At 60.6% G+C, this 14,779-nt stretch carries 11 protein-coding genes; 4 read left to right on the plus strand and 7 right to left on the minus strand.

From position 1 onward, the window contains the following. Positions 1-7: 7 nt before the first annotated feature. The 7 genes from AC1D2Q_RS20635 to gloB all read right to left on the minus strand — a co-directional run bounded on the left by AC1D2Q_RS20635 (position 8) and on the right by gloB (position 9,931). Positions 8-1,618 (minus strand): ABC transporter ATP-binding protein, encoded by a 1,611-nt coding sequence (locus AC1D2Q_RS20635; RefSeq protein ID WP_018929627.1) that lies wholly within the window; start codon positions 1,616-1,618, stop codon positions 8-10. 1 nt (position 1,619) lies between these two features. Then, on the minus strand, positions 1,620-2,639 hold the full coding sequence (locus tag AC1D2Q_RS20640; protein WP_007906755.1) for an ABC transporter permease: 1,020 nt from the start codon (positions 2,637-2,639) through the stop codon (positions 1,620-1,622). A 1-nt stretch (position 2,640) separates the two neighbouring features. Next, positions 2,641-3,714 (minus strand): microcin C ABC transporter permease YejB, encoded by a 1,074-nt coding sequence (locus AC1D2Q_RS20645; RefSeq protein WP_477814378.1) that lies wholly within the window; start codon positions 3,712-3,714, stop codon positions 2,641-2,643. 4 nt (positions 3,715-3,718) lie between these two features. After that, the gene (locus AC1D2Q_RS20650; RefSeq protein ID WP_477814379.1) at positions 3,719-5,560 is read right to left on the minus strand and encodes an extracellular solute-binding protein; all 1,842 of its coding nucleotides are present in this window, start codon (positions 5,558-5,560) and stop codon (positions 3,719-3,721) included. After that, positions 5,557-7,389 (minus strand): extracellular solute-binding protein, encoded by a 1,833-nt coding sequence (locus AC1D2Q_RS20655; protein WP_477814380.1) that lies wholly within the window; start codon positions 7,387-7,389, stop codon positions 5,557-5,559. Before AC1D2Q_RS20655 ends, AC1D2Q_RS20650 begins: the two co-directional genes overlap by 4 nt. A gap of 220 nt (positions 7,390-7,609) precedes the next feature. Continuing rightward, the gene (locus tag AC1D2Q_RS20660; RefSeq protein ID WP_477814381.1) at positions 7,610-9,064 is read right to left on the minus strand and encodes a transglycosylase SLT domain-containing protein; all 1,455 of its coding nucleotides are present in this window, start codon (positions 9,062-9,064) and stop codon (positions 7,610-7,612) included. A gap of 99 nt (positions 9,065-9,163) precedes the next feature. Next, positions 9,164-9,931, minus strand: a complete 768-nt coding sequence (gloB, locus tag AC1D2Q_RS20665) for a hydroxyacylglutathione hydrolase (protein WP_477814382.1) — start codon at positions 9,929-9,931, stop codon at positions 9,164-9,166. Positions 9,932-9,996: 65 nt separating this feature from the next. On the opposite strand from gloB, the gene AC1D2Q_RS20670 reads away from it, so the two are divergent. The 4 genes from AC1D2Q_RS20670 (at position 9,997) to AC1D2Q_RS20685 (ending at position 14,765) form a co-directional block, all read left to right on the plus strand. After that, a complete protein-coding gene (locus AC1D2Q_RS20670) occupies positions 9,997-10,755 on the plus strand; it encodes a methyltransferase domain-containing protein (RefSeq protein WP_019579325.1) in 759 nt (252 codons plus the stop codon). Positions 10,756-10,844: 89 nt separating this feature from the next. Then, complete coding sequence (gene rnhA, locus AC1D2Q_RS20675) at positions 10,845-11,297, plus strand: ribonuclease HI (protein ID WP_212800132.1); 453 nt, start codon at positions 10,845-10,847, stop codon at positions 11,295-11,297. Between the two features lie 228 nt (positions 11,298-11,525). Further along, positions 11,526-12,284 carry a DNA polymerase III subunit epsilon gene (gene dnaQ, locus AC1D2Q_RS20680; RefSeq protein WP_019579324.1) on the plus strand — a complete coding sequence of 253 codons (759 nt, stop codon included), beginning with the start codon at positions 11,526-11,528 and terminating at the stop codon, positions 12,282-12,284. Positions 12,285-12,509: 225 nt separating this feature from the next. Beyond that, positions 12,510-14,765 carry an Orn/Lys/Arg family decarboxylase gene (locus tag AC1D2Q_RS20685; RefSeq protein ID WP_477814383.1) on the plus strand — a complete coding sequence of 752 codons (2,256 nt, stop codon included), beginning with the start codon at positions 12,510-12,512 and terminating at the stop codon, positions 14,763-14,765. Positions 14,766-14,779 lie beyond the last annotated feature (14 nt).

A 14,779-nucleotide genomic window follows, 5' to 3' on the forward strand; every position in this document is an offset into this window, starting at 1 on the left:
TTCAGGTTTATTGCGCAGTGGCTGGTGCCAGAAAAGCGGCTTCCAGCAACTGCTGTGTATACGGATGTTGGGGGGCGGCAAAGATACTTTGCGCGTCTCCCTGTTCGACCACTTGGCCATGCTTGACCACCATCAGCTGGTGGCTCAGCGCTTTGACGACAGCCAGGTCATGGCTGATAAACAAATACGTCAGGTTGTACTTGGTTTGCAGTGAACGTAGCAGCTCCACCACTTGGCGTTGCACGGTGCGGTCGAGGGCCGAAGTCGGCTCGTCCAGCAGAATCAACGCCGGTTTTAGCACTAAAGCCCGGGCAATGGCGATTCTCTGCCGCTGCCCACCGGAAAATTCATGGGGGTAGCGGTGCCGGGTTTCCGGGTCCAGGCCTACCTCCTTGAGTGCCGCAATAATCGCTTGTTCCTGCTCGGCCTCGGTGCCCATCTTGTGGATCCGCAGGCCTTCGCCGACGATCTGGCTCACGCACATCCGTGGGCTCAGGCTGCCGAAAGGGTCCTGGAACACCACCTGCATTTCCCGCCGCAGCGGCCGAACCTGTTGCTGCGTCAGGCAGTCTAGCTGCTTGCCTTCAAAACGGATTGCCCCTTTGCTGCCGATCAGCCGCAAAATCGCCAAACCGAGCGTCGACTTGCCGGAACCGCTTTCTCCCACAATCCCCAGGGTCTGTCCCTGGGGCAGGCTGAAATTGATGCCGTCCACCGCCTTGATGTGGTCGACGGTCTTTTTCAGAAAGCCTTTCTTGATCGGGAACCAGACTTTCAGGTCCTCGACCTGCAGCAATGGCGGGCCAATTACATTGGTCGCAGGCTTGCCGCTGGGCTCTGCTGCCAGCAGTTCCCGGGTGTACGGATGCTGCGGCGCGCGGAACAATTCTTCGCACGATGCCTGTTCGACGATGCAACCGCGCTGCATGACACATACGCGATGCGCAATTCTTCGTACAAGGTTCAAATCGTGACTGATCAGTAACAACGCCATGCCCAGGCGGGCCTGCAATTCCTTGAGCAATTCGAGGATTTTCAGCTGAACAGTCACGTCCAGCGCGGTGGTCGGTTCGTCGGCGATCAGCAGTTCCGGTTCGTTGGCCAGGGCCATGGCGATCATTACCCGCTGGCGCTGGCCACCGGACAATTCGTGGGGCAGGGCCTTGAGACGCTTCTCGGGTTCCGGGATGCCGACCATCTCCAGCAGCTCCAGCGTGCGCCTGGTCGCGACTTTGCCGGTCAGGCCCTTGTGGATGCCCAATACCTCGTTGATCTGCTTCTCGATCGAGTGCAGCGGGTTGAGCGAGGTCATCGGCTCTTGAAAGATCATCGCGATCCGGTTGCCGCGGATGTGGCGGATGGTTTTCTCTTTCAGCTCCAACAGGTTCCGGTCGGAATAGGTGATGGTGCCGGACGGATGCCGGGCCAGCGGATAGGGCAGCAGCCGCAGGATCGAGTGGGCGGTCACCGACTTGCCGGAGCCGCTTTCACCCACCAGCGCCAGGGTTTCGCCGCGCTTGATGTCGAAGCTGACGCCTTCGACCACCCGCTGAACGTGCTCGCCAACGACAAATTCGACGGCCAGGTCGCGCACTTCGATCAGATTGTCCTGATTCATTTCACTTCCTCGGGTCGAAGGCATCGCGAGCGGACTCGCCGATGAATACCAGCAAACTCAACATCAACGCCAGCACCGCAAACGCACTCATACCGAGCCACGGCGCTTGCAGGTTGGATTTGCCCTGGGCCACCAACTCACCCAGGGACGGGGCGCCCGGCGGCAAACCGAAGCCGAGGAAGTCGAGGGCGGTCAGCGTACCGATGGCGCCGGTCAGGATGAACGGCATGAAGGTCATGGTCGAGACCATGGCGTTGGGCAAAATGTGGCGGAACATGATCGCACCATTCTGCATGCCCAGCGCCCGGGCCGCGCGTACGTATTCCAGATTCCGCCCGCGCAGGAACTCGGCGCGCACCACATCCACCAGGCTCATCCACGAAAACAGCAACATGATCCCCAGCAGCCACCAGAAGTTCGGCTGCACGAAACTGGCGAGGATGATCAGCAGGTACAGCACCGGCAGCCCGGACCAGATCTCCAGGAAACGCTGGCCGGCCAGGTCGACCCAGCCGCCATAAAAGCCCTGCAAGGCGCCGGCGATCACGCCGATGATCGAGCTGAGGATGGTCAACGTCAGGGCGAACAGCACCGAAATCCGGAAGCCGTAAATCACCCGGGCCAACACGTCGCGGCCCTGATCGTCGGTGCCCAGCAGGTTGTCGGCGGACGGCGGCGCGGGGGCCGGGACTTTCAGGTCGTAGTTGATGCTCTGGTAGCTGTAGGGGATTGGCGCCCACACCACCCAGGCGTCCTTGGCCTTGAGCAGTTCGCGGATGTACGGGCTCTTGTAGTTGGCTTCCAGCGGGAATTCGCCGCCGAACGCGGTTTCCGGATAGCGCTTGAGCGCCGGGAAGTACCAGGCGTTGTCGTAATGCACCACCAGCGGTTTGTCGTTGGCGATCAGCTCGGCGCCGAGGCTTGCGCCGAACAGAATCAGAAACAGCCACAACGACCACCAGCCACGCTTGTTGGCCTTGAACAGCTCGAAACGTCGGCGATTGAGAGGGGAAAGGTTCATCTCAATGCTCCCGGCTTTCGAAGTCGATACGCGGATCGACAAGGGTGTACATGAGGTCGCCGATCAGCTTCAGCACCAGCCCCAGCAGCGTGAAGATGAACAGCGTGCCGAAGACGATCGGGTAGTCGCGGTTGATCGCCGCCTCGAAGCTCATCAGGCCGAGGCCGTCGAGGGAGAAGATCACTTCCACCAGCAATGAGCCGGTGAAGAAGATCCCGATGAGCGCTGAAGGGAAACCGGCGATCACCAACAGCATGGCGTTGCGAAACACATGGCCGTAGAGCACGCGGTGACGGGTCAGGCCCTTGGCTTTGGCGGTGACCACGTATTGCTTGTTGATTTCGTCGAGGAAGCTGTTTTTGGTCAGCAGGGTCATGGTCGCGAAGTGGCCGATCACCAGTGCCGTGACCGGCAGAGCCAGGTGCCAGAAATAATCGAGGATCTTGCCGCCGGTGCTGAGCTCATCAAAGTTGTTTGAGGTCAGGCCCCGTAGCGGGAACCAGTCGAAATAGCTGCCACCGGCAAACACCACAATCAGCAGGATGGCGAACAGGAACGCCGGGATCGCGTAACCGACGATGATCGCCGAACTGGTCCACACATCGAAGTGGCTGCCGTGTCGCGTCGCCTTGGCGATCCCCAACGGGATCGACACCAGGTACATGATCAGCGTGCTCCACAGCCCGAGAGAGATCGACACCGGCATCTTTTCCTTGATCAGGTCGATGACCTTGGCGTCGCGGAAGAAGCTGTCGCCGAAATCCAGGGTGGCGTAGTTCTTGATCATGATCCACAAGCGTTCCGGCGCCGATTTGTCGAAGCCGTACATGTGCTCGATTTCCTTGACCAACGCCGGGTCCAGGCCTTGCGCCCCACGATAGGCCGAGCCGGCCACCGACACTTCAGCTCCGCCGCCGGCAATGCGGCTGGTGGCGCCTTCGAAGCCTTCGAGTTTGGCGATCATCTGCTCCACCGGCCCACCGGGGGCGGCCTGGATGATCACGAAGTTGATCAGCAAAATGCCAAACAGGGTCGGGATGATCAGCAGCAGTCGCCGAAAAATATACGCCAGCATCTGATTACTCCGTGCCCGCAGGGTCGGCTTGCAGTTTGGTTTCGACTTCTATCGGCAATGTCGTGTCGGGCTTGACCCACCAGGTATTGATGCCGATGTCATATTTGGGCGAAACCTTCGGGTGGCCGATGTGGTTCCAGTACGCCACGCGCGAGGTCTTGATGTGCCAGTTGGGGATCACGTAATAGCCCCATTGCAGCACCCGGTCCAGCGCCCGGGCGTGGGCCACCAGGCTTTTGCGCGAATCGGCGTTGATCAGTTGCTCGACCAGTTGGTCCACCACCGGGTCTTTCAGGCCCATGGAATTGCGGCTGCCGGGTTTGTCGGCGGCGGCGGTCATCCAGAACTCGCGCTGTTCGTTACCCGGCGAGTTGGATTGAGGGAAACTGCCGACGATCATGTCGAAGTCCCGGGAGCGTACGCGGTTGATGTATTGCGAGACGTCGACCCGACGGATCACCAGGTCGATGCCCAGGTCGCTGAGGTTGCGCTTGAACGGCAGCAGTACCCGCTCGAACTCAGTCTGGGCCAGCAGGAACTCGACGGTCACCGGTTTGCCGGTGGCGTCGACCATCTTGTCGTCGACGATCCGCCAGCCGGCCTCTTGCAGCAGTTGATAGGCTTTGCGCTGCTGGGTGCGGATCATGCCGCTGGCGTCGGTCAGCGGGTTCTGGAACGCCTCGCTGAACACCTGCTCGGGAATCTTGCCGCGGAACGGGTCGAGAATCGCCAGTTGATCGGCGTCCGGCAGGCYGGTGGCGGCCATTTCCGAGTTTTCGAAGTAACTGCGGGTACGCACGTAGGCGCCGTTGAACAGTTGCTTGTTGGTCCACTCGAAGTCCAGCAACAGGGTCAGCGCCTGGCGCACGCGCACATCCTGGAACACCGCACGACGCAGGTTGAACACGAAGCCTTGCATGCCGGTGGGGTTGCCGTTGGGGATTTCTTCCTTGATCAGCCGCCCTTCGGTCACCGCCGGAATGTTGTAGGCCTTGGCCCAGTTTTTCGCGGACATTTCCAGCCAGTAGTCGAACTGACCGGCCTTGAGCGCTTCCAGCGCGACGGTGTTGTCGCGGTAATAGTCAGTGGTCATCACATCGAAGTTGTAGAACCCGCGATTGACCGGCAGATCCTTGCCCCAGTAATCCTTGACCCGTTCATAGCGCACCGAACGCCCGGCCTTCACTTCGCTGACTTTGTACGGGCCGCTGCCCAGCGGCAGTTCCAGGTTGCCCTTGTTGAAGTCGCGGGTGGCCCACCAATGCTTGGGCAATACCGGCAACTGGCAGAGGATCATTGGCAATTCGCGGTTGTTGTTGTGCTTGAACTTGAACAGCACTTTGAGCGGGTCTTCGGCGATCGCTTCCTCCACGTCGCTGTAATAGCCGTGGTAGAGCGGGGCACCTTCCTTGATCAGGGTCTGGAAGCTGAACACCACGTCTTCGGCGCGCACAGGGTGGCCGTCGTGGAAACGTGCTTCGGGGCGCAGATAGAAACGCACCCAGCTGTTGTCCGGGGCTTTTTCGATTTTGCCTGCGATCAAGCCATATTGAGTGAACGGCTCATCGAGACCCTGTTTGGCCAGGGTGTCGTAGATCATGCTGATGTCGTCCGCCGGCACGCCTTTGCTGATGAACGGGTTGAGGCTGTCGAAGCCACCGAATCCGGCCTGACGGAAGATCCCGCCCTTGGGCGCGTCGGGGTTTACGTAATCGAAGTGCTTGAAGTCGGCCGGGTATTTCGGCAGCTCGTTGTACAGGGTCAAGGCATGTTGCGGGGCGGCGCAGGCCAGCCCGGCGAACAACAGACCGCTGGCCTGCAAGAGCAGGGCGCGTAAGGGAGTCATTGATCTTTCTCCGAAGATTTCAGCCACCACGCGCTCAGGCCCAGGGTGTAGGGCGGCGTGGTGACGAAGGCGAACCGGTTGCGGTAGGCCAGGCGGTGATAATTGAGGTACCAGTTGGGAATGATGTAGTGCTGCCATAGCAGCACCCGGTCGAGCGCCTTGCCGGCGGCGACTTGTTCATCCCGGGTCTGGGCGCCGAGCAGTTGTTCGAGTAAATGGTCGACCACCGGGTCGGCGATGCCTGCGTAGTTCTTGCTGCCCTTGATCCCGACCTGGCTGGAGTGGAAGTACTGCCATTGCTCCAGGCCCGGGCTGAGGGTCTGGTTGAGGGTCATCAGGATCATGTCGAAATCGAATTGATCGAGGCGCTGTTTGTACTGGGCGCGATCGACCGTGCGCAGCCGTGCGTCGATACCGATGCTGGCGAGGTTTTCGACATAAGGCTGGAGGATCCGCTCCAGGTTCGGGTTGACCAGCAGGATCTCGAAGCGTAGCGGTTGGCCGATGCTGTTCTGCAGCCGCTGGCCATTGAGCTTCCAGCCGGCTTCGGCGAGCAGGCCCAAGGCCTTGCGCATGGTTTCGCGCGGAATGCCGCGGCCTTCGGTCTGCGGCAGGCTGAACGGCTCGGTGAGCAGCTTGGCGGGCAATTGATCGCGATAGGGCTTGAGCAACAGCCACTCGTGGCCGACCGGAAGTCCCGTGGCGGAGAACTCGCTGTTGGGGTAGTAACTCATGGCGCGTGTGTAGGCGCCGCTGAACAGCGTGCGGTTGGTCCACTCGAAATCGAACATCAGCCCCAGCGCTTCACGGACCTTGATTTCGGCAAAGGTCGACCGCCGAGTGTTCATGAACAGGCCCTGGCTCTGGGTCGGGATCTGGTGCGGGATCTGCGCCTTGATCACCTCGCCACGGCGCACGGCCGGGAAGTCGTAGCCGTTGTCCCAGTTTTTCGCCTGATGCTCGATGTAGATGTCGAACTCGCCGGCCTTGAACGCTTCGAAGGCCACATCACTGTCACGGTAGAACTCGACTTCCATGCGATCGACGTTGTACTTGCCGCGATTGACCGGCAGGTCCTTGCCCCAGTAATCCTTGACCCGTTCGAAGACGATCTGCCGCCCAGGGGTTACCGAAGTGATGCGATACGGCCCGCTGCCCAATGGCGGTTCGAAGGTGGTGGCCTTGAAATCGCGATCTTTCCAGTAATGCTGGGGCAGCACCGGCAACTCGCCCAGGCGCAGGATCAGCAACGGATTGCCGGAGCGCTTGAAGACGAAGCGAATGCGCTGCGGGTTGAGGATGTCGACCCGCGACACTTCCTGGAGGTTGGTGCGGAATTGCGGATGACCTTCCTTGAGCAGCAGACGGTAAGAAAACGCGACATCGTAAGCGGTGATCGGCGTGCCATCGTGGAAGCGCGCTTCGGGGCGCAGGTTGAACACCACCCAGCTGCGGTCCTCGCTGTATTCCACCGATTGGGCGATCAGGCCATAACTGGACGTCGGCTCATCGCCCGACGGCGCGTACTGGCCGGTGCCGACCATCAGCGGTTCGTTGAGTTCGTTGATGCCGTATTGCAGGAAGTTGGCCGTGGAAACCGGGCTTGAACCTTTGAGGGTGTAAGGGTTGAGCGTATCGAAGGTGCCAAACGCCATCACCCGCAACGTACCGCCCTTGGGCGCTTGCGGGTTGACCCAGTCGAAGTGGGTAAATCTGGCCGGGTACTTGAGCGTGCCGAACTGCGCATAACCGTGGCTTTCGCTGATCGTCGCGCTTGCGGGGGAGCTCAAGGCCAGGCTGATCAGGAGCAGGAGGAGGGGACGCTTCAAGTCAGAGATCCGATCCAGGCGGCTTGGGCTTTGTGGGCCGTACAGTAACAGCTTGTATCGACAGGAAAAAGACGGGGGCTTAATGCGGGGGCGGGGCGAAAAAAAAGATCGCAGCCTTCGGCAGCTCCTACACCGATCATGTACATCCAAGATTGATCGGATGTATGCATTCTCTGTAGGAGCTGCCGAAGGCTGCGATCTTTTCGGCATCACCTCAATTTTAATGCGGGGAAGCCACCGTCAGCATCTGACCCGGTTTCAGCGCCTGGCCTACCCGAGGGTTCCAGCGCTTGAGGTGTTGCATTTCGACATTGAAACGTTTGGCAACCATGTACAACGAGTCGCCTTGCTGGACCTTGTACTGGGTCTGCGGCTTCTGTTTGTCTGCCTTGCTGCTGGTCTTGCTGTTCGCCGCCACGACAGTGTTGATGCGACCACCGCTGCGCTTGGTGGTGTCCTGCATCACAAGGGTCTGGCCGACCTTGAGGTTCTTGCCGTTCAGCTTGTTCCAGCGTTGCAGGTCCTTGACCTCGACCTTGTTGGCCTTGGCAATGGAGGCCAGATTTTCACCGCGTTTGACCCGGTAGGCGCGCTTGATGCTGGCGATTTCGCCGTCATCGGCACCTTCGAACACCGGCTTGAGCGGCCGCTGGCTGATCAGCTCTTCAGGACGCATGGTCGACAGGCTGGCAGTCAGCAGTTGCGCCTTGGACGTCGGCACCAGCAGATGCTGGGGGCCGTCGATGGTGGTGCGTTGCTTGAAGGCCGGGTTGAGCTGGAACAGTTCGTCTTCGTCGATGTTGGCCACCGCGGCAACCTTGGACAGGTCCATGCGCTGGTTGATTTCGACGACCTGGAAGTACGGTTCGTTGGCGATCGACTTGAGGTTCACGCCATAGGCATCGGGCGCCAACACCACTTGCGACAGCGCCAGCAGCTTCGGCACATAGGCCTGGGTTTCCGCTGGCAGCGGCAGGTTCCAATAGTCGGTTGGAAGACCGAGCTTCTCGTTGCGCTCGATGGCCCGGCTGACCGTGCCTTCGCCGGCGTTGTAGGCCGCCAGGGCCAGTAGCCAGTCACCGTTGAACATGTCGTGCAGGCGGGTCAGGTAATCCATGGCCGCGGTGGTCGAGGCGGTGATATCGCGACGGCCATCATAGAAACGGGTTTGACGCAGGTTGAAGTAGCGCCCGGTGGAAGGAATGAATTGCCAAAGACCCACCGCGTCGGCCCGGGAATAGGCCATCGGGTTGTAGGCGCTTTCAATCACTGGCAACAGCGCCAGTTCCAGCGGCATGTTGCGTTCTTCAAGGCGTTCGACGATGTAGTGAATGTAGAGGCTGCCGCGTTCGCCGGCGTTTTCGAGGAAGGACGGGTTACTGGCGAACCACAGGCGCTGCTGCTCGATGCGCGGGTTGACGCCCAGGTTGTCCTGCAACTGGAAGCCCTGGCGCATGCGCTCCCAGACGTCCTGGGGAACTTGCGGTGTTGGTTTTTCGCTGAGCCAGATCGGTTTTTGCTTGGCTCGCGCGGCGATATTCGGTGTGTGTGTCGCGTCGGTCTGCGGCACATGGCTTGAACAGCCCGCCAAAGTGGCGGACACAGCCACCGCGATGGCTTGAGCCAAGCGGGTCAATGCGTCTGAATTGGTGGCTTTACGAATAGGTGACGACATTGGCTGGAAGTAAGTTCCGGGCGAAAATGTCGGGCGATTCTAGAAAGCACACCCCCTGCGGTCAACCATTCAGAATTTTTGTACCATCGGGCAGGCGGCTTAGAACGTATCTTTCCAAGCCCGAAGAGCAGCAAAAACCGCACTCGGAGCCCGGTTATCGGTTCCGTTCCGTTCGTCCACTTTTTCTTTAACGGATGTTTCGCCGGTACGCAAAAACGGATTGGTGAGCTTTTCCAGCGCCAGGGTCGAAGGCAGCGTCATGATTCCGGCTTCGCGTTGACGGGTGACTTTGGCCAGTCGTTCGAGGGTGTCGGGGTTGCCCGGTTCGACCGCCACGGCAAACTTCAGATTGCTCAGGGTGTACTCGTGGGTGCAGTAGACCAGCGTGTCTTCGGGAAGCGCCGCGAGGCGGCTCAGCGAGTGATGCATCTGCTCGGGCGTGCCTTCGAACAAGCGTCCGCAACCGGCAGCGAACAGGGTGTCGCCGCAAAACAAATGACCACGGTGGTAATAGGCGATATGCCCGAGGGTATGGCCCGGTACCGTGATGACATCGAAGTCCCAGCCCAGCACGTTGATCCGGTCGTTGTCCTTGAGGGCCACGTCCCGTGCCGGGATGGTCTCGCTGGCCGGGCCATGGACGGTTGCGTCTGTCGCTTTTTTCAGCCGCTCGACGCCGCCGACATGGTCATGATGGTGATGAGTGATCAGAATATCGCTTAACACCCAACCCGGATGCGCCGCGAGCCACGCCTGTACGGGCGCGGCATCACCCGGATCGACCACGGCGCAGCGCTGGGTGCTGTGATCTTGTAACAACCAGATGTAGTTGTCGGTGAAGGCGGGCAGGGCACTGATCTGTATCATCGTCGGATTCGCCAAGCGGAAAACATTGGCGCATCTTAGAGCTTCCTGGCGCGTTGGAGAATGCAATGACCGATAAAGCGTTCGCTCAGGCTGATCCTGACTGGCTGGCATTGATCAGCGCGGCCCGTGACTGGCTGTCCGGCCCCATCGGGCAATTTTTGCTGGACGAAGAACGACGCATGCTCGAAGACGAGTTGGGGCGCTTCTTCGGCGGCTATCTGGTGCATTACGGTCCCTCGGCGCAGACACCACCGTCGGCGCCGCAGGTGCAGCGCAATGTGCGACTCGGCGCGCCGTTGCCGGGGGTCGAGATCGTCTGCGAAGAGCAGGCCTGGCCCTTGAGCGAGCATGCCGCCGATGTGGTGGTGTTGCAGCATGGGCTGGATTTCTGCCTGTCGCCCCACGGCCTGCTGCGCGAAGCAGCGAGCAGCGTGCGCCCCGGCGGGCATCTGCTGATTATCGGGATCAACCCCTGGAGCAGTTGGGGCCTGCGTCATGTGTTCGCCCATGACGCCTTGCGCAAGGCGCGCTGCATTTCGCCGTCGCGGGTCAGCGACTGGCTGAACCTGCTGGGCTTCGCGCTGGAGAAACGCCGCTTCGGGTGCTATCGTCCGCCGCTTGCGTCACCTGCCTGGCAAGCTCGTCTGGCCGGTTGGGAGCGCAAGGCCGGTGACTGGCAATTGTCGGGTGGCGGCTTCTACTTATTAGTCGCGCGCAAGATCGTGGTGGGGCTGCGGCCGGTGCGCCAAGTACGGCGCGAACCGATGGGCAAGCTGATTCCGTTGCCGATGGCCAAGGTCAACCGTCGTCACATCGAACCGTAATACATTTTTATTCCCGGTCGGGTATGCCCCGGCCTCGGGCATCGTCGGTCACCGATCGGCGAGCCAGCGCATTTTCTGGATAGATTGGCATGAGCGATAGCGTAGAACTCTTCACCGATGGCGCCTGCAAGGGCAACCCTGGCCCAGGCGGCTGGGGCGCGTTGCTGGTATGCAAGGGCGTTGAAAAAGAACTCTGGGGTGGCGAAGCCAACACTACCAACAACCGCATGGAGCTGATGGGGGCAATCCGTGGCCTGGAAGAGCTCAAGCGTTCTTGTGACGTGCTGCTGGTGACCGACTCCCAGTACGTGATGAAAGGCATCAACGAGTGGATGGCCAACTGGAAGAAACGCGGCTGGAAAACCGCCGCGAAGGAACCAGTGAAAAACGCCGACCTGTGGAAACTGCTCGACGAGCAGGTCAACCGCCACAACGTTACCTGGAAATGGGTGCGCGGGCACATCGGCCATCATGGCAATGAACGGGCCGACCAACTGGCCAACCGTGGCGTGGATGAAGTGCGCGGGTACAAGCAGGGCTAGACCCACCACTGATCGTTCCCATGCTCTGCGTGGGAATGCAGCCCGGGACGCTCTGCGTCCCATTGGAACGCGGAGCGTCCCTTGAGGCATTCCCACGCAGAGCGTGGGAACGATCAGTGGGAGCGAGTCTGTTCGCGATTGGGCGCAACACGGTGTATCTGAAAGACCCCCGCGAGCGTGTTAACATCGCCGCTTTTGTACGATTGACCCGTTGAGAGCTGAGCACTGATGGCCACCAGATCCGTTGTACTCGATACCGAAACCACCGGCATGCCGGTGACCGACGGCCACCGGATTATCGAAATCGGTTGTGTCGAATTGCTCGGTCGGCGCCTGACCGGCCGGCATTTCCACGTTTACCTGCAACCGGATCGCGAGAGTGACGAAGGCGCCATCGGCGTCCACGGCATCACTAACGAATTTCTGGTGGGCAAGCCGCGTTTCACTGAAGTGGCCGATGAGTTTTTCGAGTTCATCAAGGGCGCACAGCTGATCATCCATAACGCGGCGTTCGACGTTGGCTTCATCAACAACGAATTTGCCCTGATGGGCCAGCACGATCGCGCGGACATCACACAGCACTGCACGATCCTCGACACCCTGATCATGGCCCGGGAACGTCACCCGGGGCAGCGCAACAGCCTCGACGCCTTGTGCAAGCGCTATGGCGTCGACAACTCCGGCCGTGAACTGCACGGCGCCTTGCTCGACTCCGAGATTCTCGCCGACGTTTACCTGACCATGACCGGCGGCCAGACCAGCCTGTCGCTGGCCGGTAATGCGTCCGATGGCAACGGTTCGGGCGAAGGCGCCGATAATTCCGCCACGGAAATCCGTCGTCTGCCGGCCGATCGTCAGCCGACCCGGATCATCCGCGCCAGTGAAGAGGATCTGGCCCAGCACGTTGCGCGCCTGGAAGCCATTGCCAAATCCGCTGGCGCGCCGTCGCTGTGGCAGCAATTGGCCGAGGCCAAGGCTCAAGCCTAAAGATCTAGAAGATCGCAGCCTTCGGCAGCTCCTACCGTCGATTTGATAGTCAACACGGTCGGTGTAGGAGCTGCCGAAGGCTGCGATCTTTTGATCCTTACAAACGCACCACCAACGTGCACTCAACGACCCGCCACAGGGCATCCCCCTCGCCACATGCGCTCCAACCCTCTACCCTGAGGTAATTGGCAGGCCACGGTCTGCCGCCTCAGGACGCCGAGCCTCATGTATAAAGATTTGAAATTCCCGGTTCTGATCGTCCACCGCGACATCAAGGCCGACACCGTCGCCGGTGATCGTGTTCGGGGCATCGCCCGGGAACTGGAGCAGGAAGGCTTCAGCATTGTCTCGGCGGTCGATTACACCGAAGGGCGTCTGGTCGCCTCGACCCATCACGGCCTTGCCTGCATGTTGATTGCCGCTGAAGACGCCAGCACCCATGCGCATCTTCTGCACAACATGGCCGAGCTGATTCGCCTGGCACGGGTTCGGGCGCCGGACCTGCCGATCTTCGCCCTGGGTGAACAGGTCACCCTGGAAAACGCCCCGGCTGACGCCATGGCCGAGCTCAATCAGCTGCGCGGCATTCTCTATTTGTTCGAAGACACCGTGCCATTCCTTGCCCGTCAGGTTGCCCGTGCGGCGCGCAAGTACCTGGATGGCCTGTTGCCGCCGTTCTTCAAGGCGCTGGTGCAGCACACCGCCGACTCCAATTATTCCTGGCACACGCCGGGACATGGCGGCGGCGTGGCGTATCACAAGAGCCCGGTAGGTCAGGCGTTTCACCAGTTTTTCGGGGAAAACACCCTGCGTTCGGATTTGTCGGTGTCGGTGCCGGAGCTCGGTTCGCTGCTCGATCACACTGGCCCGCTGGCTGAGGCGGAAGCGCGAGCGGCTCGTAACTTCGGCGCCGATCACACCTTTTTCGTGATCAATGGCACCTCGACCGCCAACAAGATCGTCTGGCATTCCATGGTGGCCCGCGATGATCTGGTGCTGGTGGATCGCAACTGCCACAAGTCGGTGTTGCACGCGATCATCATGACCGGCGCGATTCCGCTGTACCTGTGCCCGGAACGCAATGAGCTGGGGATCATCGGCCCGATTCCGTTGAGTGAGTTCAGCCGCGAATCAATCCAGGCCAAGATCGACGCGAGCCCACTGACCCAGGGCCGTGATCCCAGGGTCAAGTTGGCGGTGGTGACCAACTCGACTTACGACGGCCTCTGTTACAACGCCGAACTGATCAAACAGAGCCTGGGTAACAGCGTCGAGGTGCTGCATTTTGACGAGGCCTGGTTCGCGTACGCGGCATTCCACGAGTTTTTTGCCGGCCGTTACGGCATGGGCACGTCCCGCAGCGAAGACAGCCCCTTGGTGTTCACCACTCACTCCACACACAAACTACTGGCGGCGTTCAGCCAGGCGTCGATGATTCACGTGCAGGACGGCGGTGCACGGCAGCTGGATCGCGATCGTTTCAACGAAGCGTTCATGATGCACATCTCGACCTCGCCGCAGTACAGCATCATCGCCTCGCTGGACGTGGCCTCGGCGATGATGGAAGGGCCGGCCGGTCGTTCGCTGCTACAGGAAATGTTCGACGAAGCGCTGAGTTTTCGCCGGGCGCTGGCCAATCTGCGCCAGCATATCGCCACCGACGACTGGTGGTTTTCCATCTGGCAGCCGCCCTCGGTCGAAGCCATCGAGCAGGTGGCCGCCGAAGACTGGCTGCTGCAACCCGACGCCGATTGGCACGGCTTTGGCGGCGTGACCGACGACTACGTGCTGCTCGACCCAATCAAGGTCACGCTGGTGATGCCGGGGCTGACAGCGGGCGGCGCGCTGAGTGCGCGCGGGATTCCGGCGGCGGTAGTCAGCAAGTTCCTCTGGGAACGCGGGCTGGTCGTGGAAAAGACCGGGCTGTATTCGTTCCTGGTGTTGTTCTCGATGGGCATTACCAAGGGCAAATGGAGCACGCTGCTGACCGAGTTACTGGAGTTCAAGCGCAGTTATGACGCCAACGTCAGCCTGGCCACCTGCCTGCCGTGCGTGGCGCAACAGAACGTGGCCCGCTATCAAGGCATGGGGTTGCGCGATCTGTGCGATCAGTTGCACGCCTGTTATCGCAGCAACGCCACGGCCAAACACCTAAAACGCATGTATACGGTGCTGCCGGAAGTCGCGATGAAGCCAGCGGACGCCTATGATCAATTGGTACGCGGGGAAGTGGAGGCCGTTTCGATCGACGCTCTGGACGGGCGGATCGCGGCAGTGATGCTGGTGCCATACCCGCCGGGGATCCCGTTGATCATGCCCGGCGAGCGTTTCACTGAGTCGACCCGCTCGATTATCGATTACCTGAAGTTTGCCCGGGCGTTCGACAGCAGCTTCCCCGGGTTTGTCGCCGATGTGCATGGCTTGCAACACGAAGACGAGGGCAATGGACGGCACTACACCGTCGATTGCATCAAGGAATGAGGACCTTTCCAAGT

Source organism: Pseudomonas sp. P1_A1 (genome assembly GCF_056406935.1).